Source organism: Nitrospiria bacterium (assembly GCA_036397255.1).
Taxonomy (GTDB): domain Bacteria; phylum Nitrospirota; class Nitrospiria; order DASWJH01; family DASWJH01; genus DASWJH01.
The window spans coordinates 1-20,961 of record DASWJH010000104.1; the positions used below are offsets into that span (position 1 = coordinate 1).

Annotated in this window: 17 protein-coding genes and 1 tRNA gene; 17 read left to right on the plus strand and 1 reads right to left on the minus strand. The window is 44.3% G+C overall.

What is annotated here, in order from left to right:
- The first annotated feature begins 139 nt into the window (after positions 1-139).
- Entirely contained in the window at positions 140-712 is a 573-nt protein-coding gene (locus VGB26_14000) for a cohesin domain-containing protein (protein ID HEX9758891.1), read from the plus strand.
- A 28-nt stretch (positions 713-740) separates the two neighbouring features.
- On the opposite strand, the gene VGB26_14005 is transcribed toward VGB26_14000, so the two are convergent.
- Complete coding sequence (locus VGB26_14005) at positions 741-1,001, minus strand: hypothetical protein (GenBank protein HEX9758892.1); 261 nt, start codon at positions 999-1,001, stop codon at positions 741-743.
- A gap of 486 nt (positions 1,002-1,487) precedes the next feature.
- Here VGB26_14005 and VGB26_14010 point away from each other — a divergent pair, with 486 nt between their 5' ends.
- The 16 genes from VGB26_14010 (at position 1,488) to VGB26_14085 (ending at position 20,249) form a co-directional block, all read left to right on the plus strand.
- Positions 1,488-2,096 (plus strand): hypothetical protein, encoded by a 609-nt coding sequence (locus tag VGB26_14010; protein ID HEX9758893.1) that lies wholly within the window; start codon positions 1,488-1,490, stop codon positions 2,094-2,096.
- Between the two features lie 507 nt (positions 2,097-2,603).
- Entirely contained in the window at positions 2,604-3,329 is a 726-nt protein-coding gene (radC, locus tag VGB26_14015) for a DNA repair protein RadC (GenBank protein ID HEX9758894.1), read from the plus strand.
- An 87-nt stretch (positions 3,330-3,416) separates the two neighbouring features.
- Positions 3,417-5,093: an isocitrate lyase/phosphoenolpyruvate mutase family protein gene (locus VGB26_14020; GenBank protein HEX9758895.1), complete on the plus strand. Its 1,677-nt coding sequence runs from the start codon at positions 3,417-3,419 to the stop codon at positions 5,091-5,093.
- 91 nt (positions 5,094-5,184) lie between these two features.
- Positions 5,185-6,300 (plus strand): alanine dehydrogenase, encoded by a 1,116-nt coding sequence (gene ald / locus VGB26_14025; GenBank protein HEX9758896.1) that lies wholly within the window; start codon positions 5,185-5,187, stop codon positions 6,298-6,300.
- 25 nt (positions 6,301-6,325) lie between these two features.
- Positions 6,326-6,402 (plus strand) — tRNA-Pro (locus VGB26_14030).
- 28 nt (positions 6,403-6,430) lie between these two features.
- Positions 6,431-6,712, plus strand: a complete 282-nt coding sequence (locus tag VGB26_14035; GenBank protein HEX9758897.1) for an acylphosphatase — start codon at positions 6,431-6,433, stop codon at positions 6,710-6,712.
- A gap of 136 nt (positions 6,713-6,848) precedes the next feature.
- Entirely contained in the window at positions 6,849-7,820 is a 972-nt protein-coding gene (locus tag VGB26_14040; GenBank protein ID HEX9758898.1) for a sigma-70 family RNA polymerase sigma factor, read from the plus strand.
- A 39-nt stretch (positions 7,821-7,859) separates the two neighbouring features.
- A complete protein-coding gene (locus VGB26_14045; GenBank protein ID HEX9758899.1) occupies positions 7,860-8,372 on the plus strand; it encodes an adenine phosphoribosyltransferase in 513 nt (170 codons plus the stop codon).
- Between the two features lie 691 nt (positions 8,373-9,063).
- Positions 9,064-9,693 (plus strand): YceI family protein, encoded by a 630-nt coding sequence (locus VGB26_14050; protein ID HEX9758900.1) that lies wholly within the window; start codon positions 9,064-9,066, stop codon positions 9,691-9,693.
- A 142-nt stretch (positions 9,694-9,835) separates the two neighbouring features.
- Entirely contained in the window at positions 9,836-11,260 is a 1,425-nt protein-coding gene (locus VGB26_14055; GenBank protein HEX9758901.1) for an efflux transporter outer membrane subunit, read from the plus strand.
- Between the two features lie 96 nt (positions 11,261-11,356).
- On the plus strand, positions 11,357-12,589 hold the full coding sequence (locus VGB26_14060) for an efflux RND transporter periplasmic adaptor subunit (protein ID HEX9758902.1): 1,233 nt from the start codon (positions 11,357-11,359) through the stop codon (positions 12,587-12,589).
- 2 nt (positions 12,590-12,591) lie between these two features.
- Positions 12,592-15,798 carry an efflux RND transporter permease subunit gene (locus tag VGB26_14065; protein ID HEX9758903.1) on the plus strand — a complete coding sequence of 1,069 codons (3,207 nt, stop codon included), beginning with the start codon at positions 12,592-12,594 and terminating at the stop codon, positions 15,796-15,798.
- Between the two features lie 54 nt (positions 15,799-15,852).
- Positions 15,853-16,242, plus strand: coding sequence for a DoxX family protein (locus VGB26_14070; protein ID HEX9758904.1), 390 nt, complete (start codon positions 15,853-15,855; stop codon positions 16,240-16,242).
- 79 nt (positions 16,243-16,321) lie between these two features.
- Complete coding sequence (locus VGB26_14075; GenBank protein HEX9758905.1) at positions 16,322-16,459, plus strand: hypothetical protein; 138 nt, start codon at positions 16,322-16,324, stop codon at positions 16,457-16,459.
- A gap of 410 nt (positions 16,460-16,869) precedes the next feature.
- Positions 16,870-18,249, plus strand: a complete 1,380-nt coding sequence (locus tag VGB26_14080; protein ID HEX9758906.1) for a sigma-54 dependent transcriptional regulator — start codon at positions 16,870-16,872, stop codon at positions 18,247-18,249.
- A 29-nt stretch (positions 18,250-18,278) separates the two neighbouring features.
- Complete coding sequence (locus VGB26_14085; protein HEX9758907.1) at positions 18,279-20,249, plus strand: TonB-dependent receptor; 1,971 nt, start codon at positions 18,279-18,281, stop codon at positions 20,247-20,249.
- Positions 20,250-20,961 lie beyond the last annotated feature (712 nt).

A 20,961-nucleotide genomic window follows, 5' to 3' on the forward strand; every position in this document is an offset into this window, starting at 1 on the left:
ACGGACATGGATGCCTCTCTTGCATATACCATGACTTCCATATCGATGGACCCTCTAACTCTTCGATGGATGAATAATTCCGCACGGATCACATTCGCCAATGTGCTATCCCTAACTTAATGGTTTGCCGGACAGGCTCATGAAATTTAATTTTCTAAAAACTTTGGGTGGGTTCCTGATAGGGTTGGCCATTTTCATTGCTGGGTGCGGAAGTGAGCAACCCGGGCAGGATACCCCTCCTAGGGCGACTTTTGTTCCCGCGGTCCGTTTTCCAGACTCCAATACCGTATATTTGGTTGAGAGTCCTCCAGGCCAGCAGGGAAATATATTGACGCTAGAGGTTCAAGGGTTTGACATTAATTTAGGGGCAGTGAAAGAGGCCCAATTTAATATCGATTTCTCGGGGTCTGTGGTTCAATTTGAGAGTTTTTTAGAAGGGGGGTTTTTGGGGGCAGAAGATGAAGTGGCATATGACATTGTCACAAAGCCAGAAAACCCAAATCGGGTTTTTATTTCCATTTCCAGAACGGTTAATGACCCGGGAAAATCCGGAAGTGGGATTTTTATCAAACTACGCTTTAAAATGGTGGGGATTGGAAGTAGTCCTTTAAGCTTCTCGGAATCCAAACTGATTCAACCCAACGGGCAAGAAATAGTCGGTTTTATTCTGAAATGGTTTGGGGGGGCCATTGTCAATACGGGGTCCAGGTAATAAGGAAAAAAATCTGATTAAAAAACGTTTATTCCTTTTTTTCAGGACCATTTGCAGTTGAATTAAGAACCCTTTGAAACATTTTTTCATCCATGAGTTCCAATGCAATTAGGTTTTTAAGGGTCCCAGAATCTAAATTGTCTAGAAGTTTTGCAATGGCCAATTGGGAGATTAACTCATCGACTTGCATTTTTGAGCGAGCACAACTCAACAGGCAAGTCCGCCATAGGGTTTTGGGTAGTTTTACCTCAATTAATTTTTCTTCAAATTTTAAATTTTCTGCTGACATAGGCACTCCTTTTATTTTTCTTTTATTAATAGCAAGTCCAGTACCAGTTTTGGGTGGTTATTTTTTTCCTTATTTTATAATGGGTTATCAGAATATCACGGATGATTTTATGCCTTTCTAAGGCTTTTTTTTAATTCATTATTCAACAAAAATGGAAAAATTTTTCCTTTTTTTCTTAAAACTCAATTTTCAAGAAATTTTGGATAATAATTAAGTGGTTAAATGAGGCTTTCCTTGAGGGCGAGAGGGTGTAACGGAAAATTAAAAAATGGTTTAAAAAGAGGTAGAAAGTTTAAGTGAATTTGGGCTCTTCTTTCAAAAAAAACCTTTTATTTTCTTCAAAAAAAGAGGGCTATTTCCTCCCCCCCCCTCTTTTGACTTTTTGGGGGGATTTCCAGTATAATTCGGCCTGTCTTTTGTCTTTTTGTCTTTGAAGTATTAAATGGAGAGGTAAAACGATTTATGTGTAGATTAATATTTTGGGGAATGATGACTGTTGTCCTGGCTGGGGGAGGCTGTGCAACGGTTTCTCCCCTCCTTTACCCCGTCCAGCAAACCCAGAAAAATGATCCCGGAGGAAAGGAAGGCCAGGTTACCTTTTTTGTAAAACCCATCGTCACAACTGGTTTTACGAAGGAGGAGAAAACAATTTATAAGGTGGATCTTTCCGTTTATTTTACCTCCTTTGAATTTACCGTTCTTAATGAAAGCCTATATCCGGTCCACATTGATCCCCAGAAAATTTTTTTGATCGATGATGATCAAATAAAACATCCTTCTTTAAATTCCGATGAAAGTGCAAGCTATTTTAGAAAGGGAGAAGAAGGAAAAAAAGAGGGGATTTTATTGATCTCTAAGCCCTATGAGGTGTTAAAGGAAGAATTGGAGGCTATAAAAACCCTCCACCTGTATCCTGGGACCGTTGAACCTGGAGAAAAAAAAGGAGGGCTGATATTTTTTAAGAAAATTTCACCGGATAAGTGTAACCATATTCGTCTGGTTGCGGAGGACTTTCGTATCGGAGAGCCCGAAGAAAATAAGGAAATTGTTTTTCATTTCTCCTGCCAACCGACGGGTTTTGAATCCATTCGTTAATTTTTTTGATTTTGAAAGTGAGTAAGGAAACCTTTTTCAGGTTCTTTGGGTGGAGCCTTCCCGATCGGCCCACCATCTTAATGGGATGGCGGGCTTTCGGAAAAAAAATTGAAGGCTAACTTTTCTGACCTTTTGAGGGAAGCGAAGAGAGCTCTGACATAAAGAGGGAGCTCTTTTTCCTATTTAATAAAATGGTGCGATCAACGATGGAACCGCAGTTGACGCATTTCCAAGCGTAAAATGTCAGGAAAAAGTCTGATAACCGCTCGGAAAACATCATCCCACTGCATCTTGGACAATTCATAACACCGCTCCTTTCTGTGAGAGAAGTTACGGAGTTTTTTAATAAGCAATGAATGTGCCAGATTCAATTAACCCATAACTCATTGTTTTTAGTTAAATTTTAAATATACCGTCCTTTGGCTTCTTTGGATCCAATCCGAAAAAGCTGTCAAAATTTGTCAGGCCTTAGGAACAGAGGTTCATAAATTGAATAAGGATTGAGGAATGAAGATCCCCAAAGGTTTCACCCATAAAAATCCTCATGGGATGAGGAATTGGCCGGTCAATGAGCGCCCCAGGGAAAGATTGATCAAGGAGGGGCCAGAAATTTTATCCGATGCCCACTTGCTAGCTGTGATCCTAAGAACGGGGACACGGGGAAATAGCGCCGTTGATCTTTCTCGGATTATGTTAAAGAAAACCGGGGGAATTGGTCCTTTGGGGCTATTAGAAATATCCGAACTTAGTTTAATTCCTGGAATCGGACCTGCCAAAGCGGCCCAAATTAAAGCTGTTTTTGAATTGAGCAGGAGAATTCATTCTTTCCCTCCCCCGAAGAGGGGAAAGATCCTTTCTAGCAAAGACCTTTTCCGGATGTATAGTTCTTTTTTTAAAAATAAAAAAAAAGAAATTTTTAAAGCGGTGTTATTAAATGGAAAACATCAAATTATAAAGGATTTCATTATTTCTCAAGGGAGTTTAAATTCAAGTATTGTCCATCCTAGGGAGGCTTTTAATCCCGCGATTCGTGAATCAGCCGCGGCGGTTGTTTTTATGCATAATCACCCCAGCGGAGATCCTTCTCCAAGTTCCCAGGATCTTGAGACAACCCATCGGTTGGTCAAAGTGGGGGACCTGATTGGGATTAAGGTGTTAGATCATATCATTATCGGAGATGGAAAATATGTAAGCCTGAACGATCGAAGGCTTTTAAAAGATGGGAGAGGCTAAACAAGAAATCAGAAGGAAAACCGAGAAATTTTGGGATCCGTAACCTCCCATGAAGAGTTCATTTAACATATAAGGAGATCATGTCTCGTGGAAAAGGGAAAGAATTTAAAACGGTTATTAAAGAAACCGGGTTTATTAACGGTGGTGGGGGCCCATGACGCCATCAGTGCAAAATTAATTGAAAAAGCCGGGTTTGATGGGATTTGGGCCAGCGGTTTTGGGATTTCTGCTGCCCAGCAATGTACTCCTGATGCAAGTGTTTTAACCATGACTGAAAGTCTTCAAGTCACCAAGGCCATGTGCGATGCCGTTCAAATTCCCGTGATTGCCGATTGTGACAACGGTTTCGGGAATGCCATCAATGTCATGAGAACCGTCAATGAATATGAAGCAGTAGGCGTTGCGGGTATTTGTATTGAAGATAATATTTTTCCCAAGCGATGTAGTTTCTATCCCGGGGTTAAACGTGAATTGGTTTCAATTGAAGAGCATGCTGGAAAGGTAAAAGCCGCCAAAAAGGCCCAGCGTTTCGATGAATTTGTGGTCATTGCCCGTACAGAAGCTTTCATCGCGGGTTGGGGGAAAGAAGAGGCCTTGAAACGCGCAAGAGCCTATGCGGAAGCAGGAGCCGATGCCATTCTGGTCCATTCTAAATCTTCAACCTTTGATGAATTAAAAGATTTTGCGGAATCTTGGAATGTGCCGGTCCCACTGGTTATTGTTCCGACCATTTTCTCAGGGGTACGACTACCTGAACTGCAGGAAGCAGGTTTTAAAATAGTAATCTTCGCAAACCAGGTATTGCGTTCCTCTATTCAGGCCATGAAGGAAACCTTACATACCCTTAAAATATCCGGCCAAGCCAAAGCCGTAGAAGACCGAATTGTTCCCTTGGAGGAGGTTTATGACCTGATCGGGGTATCTGAACTCAAGGAGAATGAAGCCGAATTTCTTCCGAAAGGGGCTGAAAAAGTTCGCGCCGTTGTGATGGCAGCCGGTTTTGAGGAAGAGTTGTTACCGTTGACGGAAGATAAACCCAAAGCCATGCTGGATATAAAAGGAAAAACTATTTTGGAACGGCAGGTCGAAGCCCTGAACCATTGTGGAATCAAGGATATTGCTGTGGTCCGTGGATACAAAAAGGAAATGATTAACCTTTCCAATCTCAGGTATTACGATAATGACCGGTTTGAAAAAACCGGAGAGGTTTATTCTCTTTTCTGTGCTGAAAGGGAATTGGAGGGCCCTCTGATTCTTCTCTATTCAGATATCGTTTTTGATCCAGGGGTTTTAGAAAAACTTCTTAAAAGTGAGGGGGATGTGGTTTTAGTTGTGGATAGGGCCTGGAATGATCAATACCGGGGTGGGTTTTTTCAGCCATCCCATGCGGTTGATCTGGTTATTACCGCATCACCGCCCCCTTCTTCATCCCACCGTTTTGTTCCCCGTGATGAAGAGGACCAGGTTTTACGCATCGGCCAAAGCCTTCTTCCGGATCAAGCTCATGGGGAGTTTATTGGAATGGCCATGCTATCTCCTCAAGGTGCCATTCAGTTCCGAAAAATTTATCACGAACTCATGGGGAAAGAGCTGGGAAAAAAATTTCAGGAAGCCCCCAGCTTGGAGAAAATTTCTCTCACCGATATGGTACAGGAAATGATTGATCGCAAAGTTTCCGTGAAATGTATTGATATTTATAAAGGGTGGATGGAAGTGGATACCTTTGGAGATTATCAACGGGCCTGGGGTAAAATAAAAAAATAGAAGCAAAAAAAAATTAATCCTCTCCGTTTGAATTGACTTTTAAAAACTTTACTGCTAGGGTGAATCCTTATGAAGGAGATTCTTTAAGGTCGTGAACATCGGTGTTCCGAGGGAAGTAATGGACCATGAATACCGAGTGGGTTTAACACCGGTGGGAGTTCGCCAACTTCTTGAAAAAGGACATGGGGTATTTCTTGAACATGGGGCGGGAGAAGGAAGCGGATTTTCCAACGATGATTACCAAAAGGCCGGAGCGCAAATTGTTAAACGCAAGGAAAAACTTTTTGAAGACTCCAACCTTATTATTAAGGTAAAAGAACCCCTCCTTGACGAATGCCGTTTTTTCCACCCCAAACAAATTCTTTTCTCCTACCTTCATTTGGCTGCTCACCCTGAGGTGACCCGGCAGTTGTTGAAAAAAAAGGTCAACGCAATTGCATTTGAAACCCTTTCCCTAGATGATGGGTCCTTTCCCTTATTGAAACCCATGAGCGAAATTGCTGGAAGCCTTTCGGTTCAAATTGGTCTTTTTTATTTGCAGAAAAGCGCCGGAGGAGAAGGGATTCTCCTGTCCGGCGTTCCCGGCGTGGAAAAAGGCCGAGTGGCCATATTGGGTTCTGGGACTGTTGGAAGAAATGCCGCCCGAGTGGCAGTTGGGTTGGGGGCCCATGTGACCGTCCTGGGGAAGGAAATTGAGGAATTACGGGAATTGGAATTTCTTTTTCAAGGAAAAATTGAGACTCGGTTCTCTAGTACAGATAGTATTCTCGAGGTTCTCCCTCAGTCGGATCTAGTGGTGGGTGCTGTTTTGCAGCCCGGAGCGCAAGCCCCCTGTCTCGTTCCTCGGTCGATTATTTCTAAAATGAAGAAGGGGAGTGTGGTGGTGGATGTTTCTATTGACCAAGGGGGGTGTTTTGAGACCTCACGTCCCACCACTCATTCGGATCCCGTATACCAGGTTGATGGGGTCATTCACTATTGTGTTTCCAATATTCCCGGGGCCGTACCCAAGACTTCGACCCAAGCCCTTTGTAATGTCACGCTTCCATATTTAATCAAAATTGCAAGCGAGGATATCGATAAAATTTTAAAAACTGAGTCTTCCATCAGAAGGGGAGTCAACTTATTTCAGGGAAACATTACTCACCGCGGTGTTGGAGAAGCCATGGGAGAACCATGGAAAAGTTTGGATTCTATTCTAATTTAAGAAAAATTTAAGTGTGAAGGATGTACGGGGCGTGGCGCAGCCCGGTAGCGCACAGCGTTCGGGACGCTGGGGTCGGAGGTTCAAATCCTCTCGCCCCGACCAGTTTTCCTTGAAAATCAAAGGTCAGGCGATGAATGAGACCCATGGGGCAAAGATATGGGTAAAAGGAAGGGTCCAGGGGGTGGGATATCGGGCGTTTGTAGAGAGAGAGGCCATTTCCTTGGGTTTACTGGGATATTGCAAGAATTTGGCGGATGGCCGGGTGGAGGTGGTCCTTGAAGGGGGGCGGGAAGGTATTGATCGATTGATTAAACGCCTTTGGGAAGGGCCCCTTTTGGCAAAGGTAATGGATATGTCCATTGATTGGGAGGCCAGGCCAATGAACTTTTCCGGGTTTTCGATCGAATATTAAGAATCCCCATTCATCTTCTTTAAATTTTTTTAAAGGGATTGCCGATATAAAGAATACATCACCCGGTCCCTTGGCCGGGAGAAAATAACGGGTGTTCCATGGACGGAACGAATTTCAAAAAAAAAGGGAATCTTTTATGTTAGGTAAAATGGACGAAGAAGAGAATTCGATCGAAAGGGTGGAAGGCGAAGGGTTGTCAAGTGGGACCATCTCTCCTGAGCAACTTTTTGAAGCAGAGGAGGTCGTTTCTGAGGAAGAGGAAAAAGAAGGGTCTTCGGACGGCCTTGATGCGGTTAAAAGTTATCTTAAAGATATAAGAAAATCAACCCTTTTAACCTTTGAAGAAGAACAAAAATTGGCTAAGAGAATCGCCAAAGGGGACGAAAAAGCACGCCAACAAATGATTGAATCCAATTTAAGGTTGGTGGTGAGTATTGGAAAGCGGTATATCAATCGTGGGTTGCTTTTTTCGGATATTATTGAAGAAGGAAACATTGGATTGATTAAAGCGGTGGAAAAATTTAACTATAAAAGAGGATTTAAATTTAGCACCTATGGGTCTTGGTGGATCCGCCAATCAATTGAAAGGGCCATTATAAACCAGGGAAAACTCATCCGTTTGCCTGTTCATATCGTAGAAAAAGTGAACCATTTTCTTTCTGTGGTTGAGCATCTTATGCAGGAAAAAGACCAAGAACCCTTACCCAAAGAGATTGCCGCTCGGATGGGGACCGATGAAGAAGAGGTTGTTGAAATTCAACAGCTCATTCGAAGAACCTACTCCTTGGATAGCCCGGTGAGCGGCCACGATGATACCTCTTTAAAGGATATTATTGAAGATACTTCCATTATATCTCCGTCCCGAACCGCCGAAGGGATTAAAAGACGGGAAACTATTATTCAGTGGTTGGAAAATTTAAGGGAAAATGAAAAAAAGGTAATTATTTTACGGTTTGGTCTGGATGGCGGGGAACCCCAAACCCTGGAAGAAATCGGAAAACTTTTTGGCCTCACCCGGGAGAGGGTGAGACAGATTGAAATTGCAGGGATTATCAAGCTTCGAAGTATGATTGAGAATACCAATATTAAAATGGACGAATTTTTATAAATTTAGGTGTTTTATTTAAACGCTGCTAGGGGAAATCCAATGGATCTGAAATCGAAAATTCGCGAGATTCCTGACTTTCCAAAAAAAGGAATACTTTTCTACGATATAACCACTCTTTTAAAGGAGGCTGACGCTTTTCGCCATATTATTGGAAAATTTGTGAATTATTATCAGGATGAAGGAATTACCAAAGTGGTCGGTATTGAGTCTCGTGGTTTTATTCTAGGGGCTCCCATTGCATACGAGCTTCATGCGGGGTTTGTTCCTGTGAGAAAATCGGGGAAGCTTCCCAGCGATATTTATGAAGCCAAATACAACTTGGAATATGGAAGTGATACCTTAACGGTTCATCGGGATGCGATTCAACCCGGGGAGCAGGTTCTGGTAGTAGATGATTTATTGGCGACCGGTGGTACCATTTCCGCTACTGTGGAATTGGTCAAGCAATTGGGAGGGGTCATCGTTGGAATTGCGTTTCTGATTGAGCTGACGGAACTACGAGGAAGAAACAAGCTAGATGGGTATAATGTTCTCTCCATGATGTCTTACTAATTCCTAAAAAGTTATTTCCTTTTTATTACTATAATAATTTTTATCTTTTAACCTCCTTTCCCTCACCACAACCCCTCTTTTTAACGAGTTCTCCGTCCAAACATAGAAAAACCAGGAACCCCCCCCAATAATTACCATCCATCAACCCCAGAAAATTATATTATTCCTTCCTTCTTTGATAGTCGCCCTAGCCCTAAGGAGATCGATTTGGGTTATTCAAAAAAATTAAGGGAGGAATGGTTTAAATAGCCATGGTTTTAGATTGATTTGGTTGTCCGTATCATTTAGCATCTTAGGGAGAGCTCAAAATAATGCAGTTTAAATTATCCTCTCCGTTTTTGGGATTTTATCCTTTCGGAAAAGTTAGGTTTTGCCATCTGTAATTTGATTAGGGACAAAAAAAGGTTCCCAAATTACAGGAAAGCTTTTGAAGATCCCTTGAGTGGGTAAAGGGAGGATTTCCTTTTTATGATTTTAGGGTATTGTCTCTCCCCTTATTCAAAAAAAGAGAAAAACCCCTGTTAATGAAATCCATTCCCCGTAGCTTGCCTCGGGGTGATCGCTTGGGTTTCCCCTTTGGAAAAGCGGATAGTTGGATTTGAGGATTTAGTTTTTTCTGAATACCCTGTCGGCTTGCTGCGGGGTTCCTAATTTGGATAAATTTCTCATTCAAAATAATTGGAGGAAAATTATGAACCTGTCTTTCAGACATTTTTTGCTTGCGATGATTACCATTTCTTTATGGATCGGCTCCTCTCATTGGGTTAGGGCTGAAATGGCGCGGTACACGGTTGATCCAGATCATTCCAGCATTGGATTTCAGGTAGCTCACCTGGTTATATCCAAAACAAACGGGGAGTTTTCGGATTACACGGGATTTATTGTCATGGATCCCGAAACAGAAAAGGTGGAAGCCATTGAGGCAGTCATCAAAAGCAACTCTATTACGACCAGACATCAAAAAAGAGATAATCATTTGAAAAGCGATGATTTCTTCAATGTAGAGAAATTTCCAACCCTTACGTATAAAATGAAACATTACAAAAAAAAGGGAGACCAATACACGGCCGTGGGGGATTTGACATTACTGGGGGTCACCAAGGAAATTTCCCTAAAAGGGGAGTTTAACGGGGTGGCAAATGACCCCTGGGGAAATATCCGAGGAGGATTTAGTGCAGAAGGTACCATTAACCGAAAAGACTTTGGGATGAACTGGAGCAAGCGAATGGATAATGGAGGTGTGGTGGTGGGAAATGACGTGAAGATTAAATTGGAGATTGAGGTCATCAAAGAAAAAAAAGAAAAACCACCAAAAGGATAGGTTTGTTATTGGAGAAAATGGTTCCAATTAAAGGTATTCCTTGAAGATACTCTCAATAAGGGAGAAATATTGGGAGAGGGGTTGAATCCTTTAAAGACAGAATTCCAAAGGTTTTTTTTTATCACAAGATGGACGATTAAATATGAAGAATAGGATTGGGATTTTCATTAGCCTTTCCCTCATTATTTTTTTAGGGAGTTCTTGTGCCTCAATCCGTTCACCCATTGAAATTCCTGTGACGGTTCCAAAGGAGTTTTCAATTTCTGGAGAGGAAACGCTTCCGGACCAATGGTGGAATAGTTTTAATGATCCGGTTTTAAGCGGTTTGATTGAAAAAGCACTATCAGAAAATTTTTCACTGCGTAGTTCCTGGAATCGCCTTTCCCAAGCTGAGGCCATTGCGCGTAAGGCAGGTGCGGATCTGTTTCCGTCTCTTGAAACCCAGGCAGGGGTATCCAGAACATGGTCGGAAGGGAGGACTGGGACAACAGGCAGTTCCGGATCAAATCCTTTTAACGATTTTTCTCTTGGGCTTGCTGCCAGTTACGAATTGGATCTGTGGGGCCGCATCCGGTCCTCACGGGAGGCGGCTCAAATGGATTTACAAGCGAGTCGTGAAAACCTAAATTCAGCTGCCATTTCTTTGTCTGCCCAGGTTGCACGGGTCTGGTATCAACTCGTTGAACAAATCGCCCAGCTCAACCTGTTGCGCCGTCAATTGGAAACCAATGAACAGGTATTGGAATTGGTGACATTGCGATTTCGCAGGGGACAGGTTGGGGCCACCGATGTGTTACAACAGCGCCAACTGGTGGAATTGAGGCGGAGTGAAATCATCTCGGCTGAAACACGGCTTAAATTACAAGAACATCAACTGGCTATTCTGCTGGGAAAAGCCCCCGAGGTCAAAGTGGCTGATCGAAGAGCAGAGTGGGTCGAATTACCTCCTCTTCCTTCGACCGGAGTACCCCTGGATTGGATCCGTAAGAGACCCGATATTCGGGAAGCCCATTTTGCCGTTCTTTCAGCAGACCACCGGGTCGGGTCTGCCCTTGCCGACCGGTTTCCCCGATTTAGTCTTTCCGTCCAGGGCAGTACCTCTGGGGATCAAATTCGAGACCTGTTCGATAATTGGCCCGCGACGATTGCGGCCAACCTGGTTGCACCTTTAATCGATGGAGGGGATCGAAGGGCAGAGGTGGAAAGGACACGGGCGGTGTTGTCCCAAACCCTGAACGATTATGCCCAGGTGATTTTGGAATCCCTTGGGGAGGTGGAGGATTCACTGACCCAAGAACTTAAACAGAGGGAATTGATTGAAAGTTTGAGTAAACAGTTCAACCTTTCCCTTCAGGTTATTCAACGGGTCCGGGATAATTATACCCATGGCGGGGTGGATTATCTTCGGGTTTTGGATGCGCTTCTGACCCACCAATTATTGGAGCGTACATTGTTAGAAGAGCGCCGGCGGTTATTTGAATTTCGGATTAACCTTTGCAGGGCAATTGGCGGAGGTTGGGAGTTAAATCCAACGGTTTCAGTTTCAGAGAGGGGGAGGGAATCTTAAAATGGACTTTAGAGGCATTATGTGGGGTGAAAGGCGGCCATGACATCAGAGCCCGATACAACCCGATCAAAAAACCCCTCACCCTTGAAATTGCGCATGAAGAGTATTGTAATACCTATCCTTCTTCCCTTGCTGGTTCTTTTGGGAGGGGGAATACTTGCTTCTTCCCTTATGGAGTCAGGCCCCAAGGCAAAGCGTGAAACCCCGGCTCGGCAGGCCAGGCTTGTGGAGGTTGAAAAAATTCATTTTTCAAAACAGCACCTGGTGATTGAAGCCATGGGAACGGTTCGTCCAGCACGGGAAATTGATTTGAAACCCCGTGTAGCTGGAGAGATTATTTGGGTCAGTAAAGAGCTGATTCCAGGAGGACGGTTCGAGCGTGGCCAAAAAATTTTACAGATTGATTCTTCGGATTATGAACTATTGGTACAGCAGAGAAATGCCGATTTTGCCCAGGCCCAAAGCAAGTTGAGGCTTGAGTTGGGCCAACAATCCATAGCGGAAAGTGAATTTGAAATGTTGGGGGAAAGCATTTCTGAGGGGGACCGAGATCTGGTTTTAAGAACCCCCCAACTGGAGAGCGTAAGGGCGGAGATTGAAAAAGCACGATCCGTACTCCAAAAGGCAAAACTAGATTTAGAAAGGACCCGTATCAGTGCTCCTTTTAACGCCATCGTCAAGACCAGAGGGGTAAACTTGGGGGATATTGTGAGCATTTCCACTTCTCTTGCGACGCTTGTGGGAACGGACGAATATTGGATTGAGGTTCTGGTTCCTGTGGATCAGCTCCGATGGATTCAAATTCCAAGCCTTAACGGTAAGGGGAGTGGCTCGAGGGTAAAAATCCACAATGAATCGGGTTGGGGAAGGGATGGTTATAAAATCGGGAATGTGATTCGTCTGGCCAGTGATCTTGAAGAGGAGGGAAGAATGGCCCGGATCATCGTTTCCGTTCCGGATCCTTTCCACCATCGCTCCACCTCTATTGACGGCGCCCATCTATTAATCGGGTCTTATGTGAGGGTGGAAATTGAAGGAACGGATTTGGAAAAGGCCGCGGCCATTGACCGGACTCTCCTTCGGGATGGGGACTACGTGTGGATTATGGGTTCAGAAAGCACATTAAAAATTCGGCCGGTAAAAGTTGCGTTTCGGGGCCGTGGCCAGGTTTATGTAACTGAAGGCATTCATGAGGGTGAACGGTTGATCACGACGGATTTGGCTGCTCCCTTAGAGGGGATGCCTCTTCGGATCCAAAGTGAAGAAATTCCGGGAAAATCTTCTCCGCAGCCCTTAAAAAACCATATAAAACCCAAGGAGAAGCCGTAGCCGTGACCCCTCAAAAAGATGAACAAGCCCGGGATGAGTATCGGGGACCCATTGCCTGGATGGTCCGAAACCGTGTGACTCCCAACCTGTTGATGATCGTTCTCCTGATGGGTGGTCTCTTTATGTCCCTGAAAATTAAGAAAGAGGTGTTCCCAAATTTTGAAATCGATGAAATCCGGGTCAATATGGCCTATCCGGGATCAAGTCCCGAGGAGGTGGAGCAGGGGATTGTTTTAGCGGTTGAAGAGGCCATTAGTGATATTGAAGGGGTGGAGGAGATCTCCGCCATCTCGAGAGAGGGCCGTGCCACCATTACGGCCGAATTGGTGGAGGGGGTGAATGGCCAAAAGGTGCTCCAGGACATCAAACAAGAGATCGATCGGATCACAACCTTTCCCGAAGAAGCCGAGGAACCGGAGGTGTCCCTTTCAAACCGGCGGAGGTTTGTGCTGGCGGTTATGCTTTACGGGGACGCCAATGAAAAAGTGCTTCGGGAATTGACAGAGCAGGTCCGTGACCGATTGCTGCAGGAACCGGGAATCACCCAGGCAGACCTGGTGGGTGTGAGAAATTATGAGGTTCTGATTGAAGTCCCAATGGAAAACCTCCGAGCCTATGGTCTTACACTGAGGGGGATTGCCGATAAGATTCAAACCACCGCAGTTGAGCTTCCCGGTGGCAGTATTGAAACCCGTGGAGGCGAAATTCTTCTCCGCATGAAAGAACGGCGGGACTGGGCCAACGACTTCAGTCAGATTCCTATTGTGACCACACAGGGCGGATCGGTTTTACGCTTGGGGGACCTGGGGACGGTCCGTGATGGATTTGAAGAGTCAAGCCGGTCTCTGACCTATAACGGGAAACCCGCTATGATGGTTGAGGTTTATCGAGTGGGTGAACAAACCCCCATTGGCGTTTCCGATGCGGTTCGGAAAAGTTTGGAGGAGATCGAATCCGATCTTCCCCCCGGGGTCTATTTAGAAGCGCACCATGACCGGTCGGATATATACCGCCAACGTTTGGAACTACTCCTGCGGAACGGTTTCATTGGGCTCCTTCTGGTGCTTGCCTTATTGGGAGCTTTTCTTGAGTTTAAGCTTGCTTTCTGGGTGACCATGGGAATTCCAACCTCTTTTCTTGGGGCCTTTATATTTCTTCCATTCATAGATGTGTCCATCAACATGGTTTCCATGTTCGCTTTCATTATCGCTTTAGGAATCGTAGTGGACGATGCGATCATCGCAGGTGAAAATATATACGAGTATCGTCAAAGAGGGATGGCCTTTATCCCAGCGGCCATCCAAGGGGCCCGTGATATCGCACTTCCCGTCAGCTTCAGTATTTTGACCAACATTGTCGCATTTAGCCCGTTGTTTTTTGTGCCAGGCGAGATTGGTAAGATTTTTAAAACCCTTCCCCTGGTGGTTTGTATGGTTTTTATCATTTCGTGGATTGAGGCGTTGTTTGTCCTTCCCTCTCATGTGGCCCACACCCGAAGTGAGGGAAGCAGTCGTGTCACTCGTTTTTTGCATGACCGGCAGCAAGGCTTCAGTGCCCTTTTTTCCCGGTTTATCGAAAATGTGTTTGGGCCATTTTTGGACTGGTGTCTGCGCTACCGTTACATGACGGTAGCCATTGGGTTTGCTTTTCTAATGATTGTATTGGGGTATGCCTTCAGCGGGAGGATGGGTTTTATTTTGTTTCCAAAAGTTGAGGCGGACCGGGCTGTTGCAACGGCCATTCTTCCTTATGGCAGCCCTTATTCAAAAGCCGTCCTTGTTCGGGATCGTCTTCTTAACGCTGCGATTGAGATTTCGGAACCCTATGGGTCCTCCCAATTGGTTGAGGGATACCTGGGACGGATTGATGAAAACGAGGTGGAAGTGGAGATGCATTTAACCGAACCGAAGATTCGCCCCATACAAACCGGGGAGGTGACACGGTTATGGCGGGATCAGGTGGGGCAGATTGTTGGATTGGAATCTCTGAGGTTTGAGTCGGACCGTGGCGGTCCGGGAAGGGGAGCCTCTTTAACCGTTGAACTCAGCCACCGAAATGTGGATAAGCTGGATCAGGCAAGTGAGAGTATAGCCGAATCCATGCGCCAGTTTCCCAATGTGAAGGACATCGATGATGGGTTTACCCCCGGCAAGGAGCAGTTGGATTTTAAGCTTTTATCGGAAGGCCACAGCTTAGGATTGACCGTCCGGGAAGTTGCCCAGCAGGTTCGAAGCGCTTTTTATGGAGCCGAGGCCTTGCGGCAACAGCGGGGCCGGAATGAAATTAAGGTAATGGTCCGCCTTCCGGAAAACCAGAGGGTCAGTGAATTTGATATTGAACAGTTGCTCATCCGAACCCCGGCGGGCCGAGATGTCCCCCTGTACCAAGTGGCGCAGGTTGAAAGGGGAAGAGCTTACACCACCATTACCCGCCATAATACACGCCGGACAGTAACCGTTACGGCAAACGTGGAACCGATCGGTGAAACAAATCAAGTGATGGCCACCTTAAAGGAAGAAGTTCTTCCTCAGTTGGAGCGGGATTATCCGGGTTTAACTTACAGTTTTGAGGGCCGCCAGGCTGAAATACGGGACAGTCTGAACAGTTTGATATCTGGTTTTCTGCTAGCCATGGTACTGGTTTACATGCTTTTGGCCATTCCTTTTCGAAGTTATATTCAGCCTGCCATTGTGATGACCGCCATTCCCTTTGGATTGGTGGGGGCGGTAATTGGCCATATGATCATGGGGTACAGCCTCAGCGTGATCAGTATGATGGGAATCGTCGCCTTATCCGGTGTGGTGGTGAATGATGCCTTGGTCATGATCGATTATGCCAACCGCCAACGAAGATCCGGGGCATCGCCCTATGAAGCGATTCACGGGGCGGGCATTCGCCGTTTCCGCCCCATTTTATTAACCACTTTAACGACATTTGGGGGGCTTGCCCCTATGATTTTCGAAACCTCCCGCCAGGCTCGTTTTATGATTCCCATGGCCATATCATTGGGGTATGGTATTCTGTTTGCCACGGCCATTACACTGATCCTGGTCCCGTGCCTATTCATAATGATTGAGGATTTAAAGTCTTTGATTGCCAGCCGGCGAAAAAATTTTCTTACACGCTCACCAGAGGAAAGAGGTATTCCTTCCATGAATCAAGCCTCCTCCTCCGGAATAAAAATGCATCCAACGGATCAAGGGCGTTAATCAAAACATACGTTTTCGGAGACAACCAGCCACTTATTGAAGGAGGAACGTCCTATGTTTATGAAATCTTTTACTGCGCAAACATACGCCCTCATGCGGATGGTGATCGGGTTTTTGTTTATTTGGCATGGAACGCAAAAACTGTTCGGATTTCCGCTTCCCGCCCATGAAGGAACGCCGGCGTTTGTGACCTATATCGCTGGGCCGGTTGAACTCGTGGGGGGCCTATTGTTGATGATTGGTCTGTTCACACGCTGGACCGCATTTTTTTGCAGCGGACTCATGGCGTTTGCTTATTGGATGGTTCATGGCACCCAGGGTCTTCTTCCGGTGGTTAATAAAGGGGAATTGGCAGTGCTTTATTGTTTTGTGTTTCTTTTTATCGCGGCGCAGGGGGCGGGGATTTGGAGTGTGGATTCCGCCACGGGCAGTGAGGGTAAATGAGCCGTAATGAATTAAACTCTCCTTTTCAAAAAAAACAGGTATTATTCTGGTATTTCCATTTTGGTTTTGGTGGAGCGGAATGGTGGCCATTGGCCTCCTTCAATCGAAGGTGGGGGCGGAAACACAAGAGGTGAAATCCGATTTAATTTACGTATCCGATTATTTTTCATTTGTGGGTAAGGATGTCCAGGGACACCTAGCGTTTGCGTTGGATTAAAACCGGGGAAAAGTTGGAGATGCCTACCAAGCGGGGCACTTTGTGGTGATGCATGATGAAACCGGAGGGTGGATTGATCTGGCTGGGAATGGTGCTTAGGAAAATGTGGGTGGAGAACTCCTGGGCATTCCCGGATTTGAAATTTTCCAGTTTCAAGGAGATCGTGAAAATAGAATGGTCATTGATAGTCCAAAAAATCACATTACCCTAAGGATTGATAAACTCTCCGAAAGAATTTAATCGAACCTATCCCTTCTATGGCCTAGCGGAATTATTTATGTAAAAAAGCCATTTTTGAAATATTCATTCCCTTCCTTTCCTTTTCCTTGAATCATCCCCTACCCCGTTGACTTATGTAGGGAAATACCTTAATCTTTTTAGAAATCTCTTCTTAATATTTAAAGGTTGATATGGATATTAAAAGAAATAATATTCTAATTGTAGATGACGATGAAAGCATCCGGGATACACTCGAAGCGGTACTGAATCGGGAATATAATGTTTTTAAAGCCTTAGACGGTCATTCCGGTCTTCGGATCCTTGGAGAACAAGAGATCGATTTGGTCCTGTTGGATATACTCCTTCCGGATATGAACGGTCTGGAAATCCTCAAACAAATAAAAGACCGTTTTAATGACGTTCAGGTCATCATGATCTCCATGGTAAAAGAAGTTGAAACAGCAGTCCAAGCCATGAAGCTAGGAGCTTTCCATTATATTACAAAGGGTTTTGACTACGATGAAATCCTGTTCCTGGTGGATAAAGCGCTTAAAAGTAGAAAGGATGACCGGGAGATCCTTTATCTCAAGGGTGAAATGGATCCTTTAATTGAAAAGGAATTTATTATTGGGCAGAGTTCAAGAATGCAGGAGGTCCACAAGCTGGTTAATAAAGTTGCACCGTTATCTTCCACCATTCTCCTTCTGGGAGAAAGCGGAACAGGAAAACAGCTCCTTGCCCGGTATATTCATCGATTAAGCGGTTGGTGTGATAAACCCTTTGTGACCGTTGACCTGGGTGCAGTTCCCGAAACATTAATGGAGAGCATTTTATTTGGGCATGAGAAAGGGGCCTTTAGCGGAGCGTACAAACAACATATCGGAAAATTTGAATTGGCAGATGGAGGAACACTTTTTCTAGATGAAGTGGCCAACCTCCGATTGGAGCTTCAAAGTAAACTTCTCCGGGCCATTCAGGAAGGGGAATTTGAACGAGTGGGGGGTAGCAAAACCATTCGTTTCAAGGGCCGTTTAATTACCGCCACCAATATCGATTTAAATGAAGCGGTTCGGAAGGGAAATTTTCGGGAGGACCTTTTTTATCGGCTGAATGTCATTCCTATTAACCTGCCTCCTCTTCGGGAAAGATTAATGGACATTCCCTTACTGGTTGAGTTTTTTGTCCAACGCTACAATGTTCGTTTAAAAAAACAGATTAAAAGGGTGGATCAAAGCGTTCAGGAAGCCCTTTGCTCCTATGACTGGCCGGGCAATGTTCGGGAATTGGAAAATATGATGGAACGGCTCGTAGCACTATCCATGGGAGATACCATTCATTTTGAAAACCTTCCCATCGAATATCGCCTCACGGTTTCAAAGGAAAAAGAGGATGAAAATGCCTTTAATAAAGCGATGGATGCCTTTCAGCAAAATTTTATCATCAAGGTTTTTGAACGCGAGGGTTGGAATCTAGTTGCCACTGCAAAGGCATTGGGTATTCCTTTGAGTACACTCAAATACAAGATTAAGAAATTGGAACTTTCCAAATTCTTCCCCTATAAAGATCGATAACAATAACAATAAAAATGTTTTTTCCGCTAGTGAAACTTTCATTTCAAGAAGTTCTTCGTATTTCCCTTACCTTTTTAATTCTATTAGGAGCATTTCCCTTTTCTGTACCTGCAGAAGGGAAGAAGGGAGGAGAGGATCATCTTTCTGACCCTATTTCCCTTCATATTACGGCTACTACTCCCACCCGTTTGGAAGAAGGGGTCGATGCAGGCGCCAGTTCGGTAACCCTTATCCCCTCCCATGAGATCGAGGAAAAACATCCGGTTGAAATTAAAGAACTGGTCAGTGAATTACCGGGAGTGCGTCTACAGGAATCCGGGACGTTGGGAGAGCAGATCTCTCTTTCTCTCCGTGGGGCCAATACCAACCAGACCCTGATCCTTCAGGATGGCATACGATTAAATGACCCATTTCAGGGAGGGTTTGATTTCGGGGGGTTTATGATGGATGAAATTTCCCAAATTGAAATCGTTCCGGGTGGGCAGTCTGCATTGTATGGTGCCGATGCCGTTGGGGGTGTGGTGAATATGATAACCCGAAGGGCTTCAAAACCTTTTCAACTATCCCTTCAAGGTGAGGCGGGGAATGAAAGGACCTTTCGTGAGGGGTTTTCGGTAGAAGGGTTGAATCATCTTCTGGATTACACATTGACGGTTTCCCATGTAACCACCCACGGACAATTTGAAAGGGATCGTTTCAGGGGAATTTCGGTTGCAGGACAGATGGGCCTTTCATTCGGGAAAGATAACCGTCTTTCCTATATTTACCGTATTCAGGACTCTCAAAAAGAATTGGGAACAGAAATTATTCCTAACCTAAACATAGATCCAAACATTACCACGGTTGGTATAACGGTTTTTGATCCAAATAGGGAAATTGAAAGAGAATTTTATTTTCATTCTGTTCAATTTCACGGAAGGGTAAATCCCTGGCTAGGCCTTTCCTGGAAGGCCGCTTTAGTGGAAAAGGATTTAAAGCTGGATAACCCGAATGACTCTCCTTTATGGCCGTTTCCTTATTTTGAGGACACCGACAGCCTAGTCCTCACATTGGACCTGCAGCAGAATATCCGATTAGGGAAATTAGATACCTTTTCTTTTGGGTTTGAATTGAGGGACGAATCAGTGGACAGTGTGATTGAAGTTTTTGGCAGTCCCCCCAGGAGTGTTAATCAATCCAGACAGAATCTGGCCTATTTTTTTCAAAATCTTTTTAACTGGGAGGATCGGTTTTTCCTTCAAACCGGGGTAAGGGTAGATGATAATTCCGATTTTGAAACGGTAGTCAACCCTAAAATTTCGATGGCCTATCAAATAATACCGATAAAAACGAAAGTTCGGGCCAGTCTGGAAAAAGGGTTCCGCGCTCCTTCCTTGGCCGATCAATTCTTCCCTGTGGTGGGAAATGATAATCTGCGTCCGGAAAGAAGTGTGAGTGGGGAAATCGGATTACATACCGTTTATTTTGAAAAAGTCAACTGGGATCTGGCCTTTTTTTGGATTGAGTATGAACAACTGATTCAAAGGAATTTAACCAGCGCAAAAAATATAGGGGAAGCCGAAACCCACGGGGTTGAGTTGAAGGTAAATCTATACCCGATTTCCATGTTAACGATTCAAGGAGCCTATACATTACTGGATACGAAGGACAAAACAAGCGGAGAAAGACTGGCATTTCGCCCGGAGAATCGGGGGAGGATCAGTTTTCTTTTATCCCCATTAACCACATTTTCATTTAATTTAGATATCTATATGGTAGACAGCCAGAAAATGCCGTTTACCTTAACTCTTCTGGATGGAAAGGTTTTAACCGACAAAAGTCCGGGGTATACGACGGTTAATTTATCCTGTAATTATTATCTGCTTGGGGGGTTCCTCTGGTTTAATGAGGTCAGGATCTATTTGAAATTCAGAAACCTATTTGATCAAGGCTATGAATCCGTTCCTGGTTTTCCTGCTCCTGGTTTTGGTGTTGCTGGAGGTTTAAAAGCAATGATATAAAATAGCAGGATGCCGAAAACCTCCCTTCTTTTTAATCCCTGAAATACGTGGCCCTAATTCCCGAAAACCCTTGCCGTCATACCTGAAAAACCCTCCCGTCATTCCCGAATGTAAAAACGTGAATCCAGGAAATTTCAATTTTCTTCCCTATCTGTTAATGAAAACAATATGATTGTTAGGCAGATTTTTAACCGATTGGGAGGAAAAATAGGCAGGTTTTTAACTCTTATTGATAAGTTACTGATCCCATTAGAAAATTTCTTTATTAAAAGTGGTTTTTAAATAGAATTTACTTTATTTTTTTATCTTTAGTAGGCAGAAATTTGTTTTTTCCCCTTTCCAGTTTATGGAATTAGACCCAAATGTCTAAAATTGATTCTACCTGACCAATAATTTCTAAAAATTTTCTGTTTATTCCTTTTCGTGAACTTACCTAGGAAAAACAAGCGCCTATCCGCGATCCCCATTTAATTTTTTTTTAAATTTAAAATAAAACCCAAAAATCTCCTGTCATTTTTTGACTTCCTATTCAGATAAAAAAGATCCGGCATATTAATTGCTCAATAGTTTAAATGGGTCTTCGTGTAATCGAGTGGGTAAAAATTGTTAAAAAGTGTTTAAGGTCCATACAGGGCAAGGGTCAAGTCAAAGTCATTCTGTGGTTGAAGCCTTTGAAGTATTAGAGGTTCCTGCAAAATCCAGTTCGTCATTC

What these genes read in the sequence shown, in the direction of transcription:
- VGB26_14000 (HEX9758891.1), top strand. Translation starts at nt 140, where the DNA reads ATGAAATTTAATTTTCTAAAAACTTTGGGTGGGTTCCTGATAGGGTTG.
- VGB26_14005 (HEX9758892.1), bottom strand. Translation starts at nt 1,001, where the DNA reads ATGTCAGCAGAAAATTTAAAATTTGAAGAAAAATTAATTGAGGTAAAA.
- VGB26_14010 (HEX9758893.1), top strand. Translation starts at nt 1,488, where the DNA reads ATGATGACTGTTGTCCTGGCTGGGGGAGGCTGTGCAACGGTTTCTCCC.
- radC (HEX9758894.1), top strand. Translation starts at nt 2,604, where the DNA reads ATGAAGATCCCCAAAGGTTTCACCCATAAAAATCCTCATGGGATGAGG.
- VGB26_14035 (HEX9758897.1), top strand. Translation starts at nt 6,431, where the DNA reads ATGAATGAGACCCATGGGGCAAAGATATGGGTAAAAGGAAGGGTCCAG.
- VGB26_14040 (HEX9758898.1), top strand. Translation starts at nt 6,849, where the DNA reads ATGTTAGGTAAAATGGACGAAGAAGAGAATTCGATCGAAAGGGTGGAA.
- VGB26_14045 (HEX9758899.1), top strand. Translation starts at nt 7,860, where the DNA reads ATGGATCTGAAATCGAAAATTCGCGAGATTCCTGACTTTCCAAAAAAA.
- VGB26_14050 (HEX9758900.1), top strand. Translation starts at nt 9,064, where the DNA reads ATGAACCTGTCTTTCAGACATTTTTTGCTTGCGATGATTACCATTTCT.
- VGB26_14055 (HEX9758901.1), top strand. Translation starts at nt 9,836, where the DNA reads ATGAAGAATAGGATTGGGATTTTCATTAGCCTTTCCCTCATTATTTTT.
- VGB26_14060 (HEX9758902.1), top strand. Translation starts at nt 11,357, where the DNA reads ATGAAGAGTATTGTAATACCTATCCTTCTTCCCTTGCTGGTTCTTTTG.
- VGB26_14070 (HEX9758904.1), top strand. Translation starts at nt 15,853, where the DNA reads ATGTTTATGAAATCTTTTACTGCGCAAACATACGCCCTCATGCGGATG.
- VGB26_14075 (HEX9758905.1), top strand. Translation starts at nt 16,322, where the DNA reads ATGGTGGCCATTGGCCTCCTTCAATCGAAGGTGGGGGCGGAAACACAA.
- VGB26_14080 (HEX9758906.1), top strand. Translation starts at nt 16,870, where the DNA reads ATGGATATTAAAAGAAATAATATTCTAATTGTAGATGACGATGAAAGC.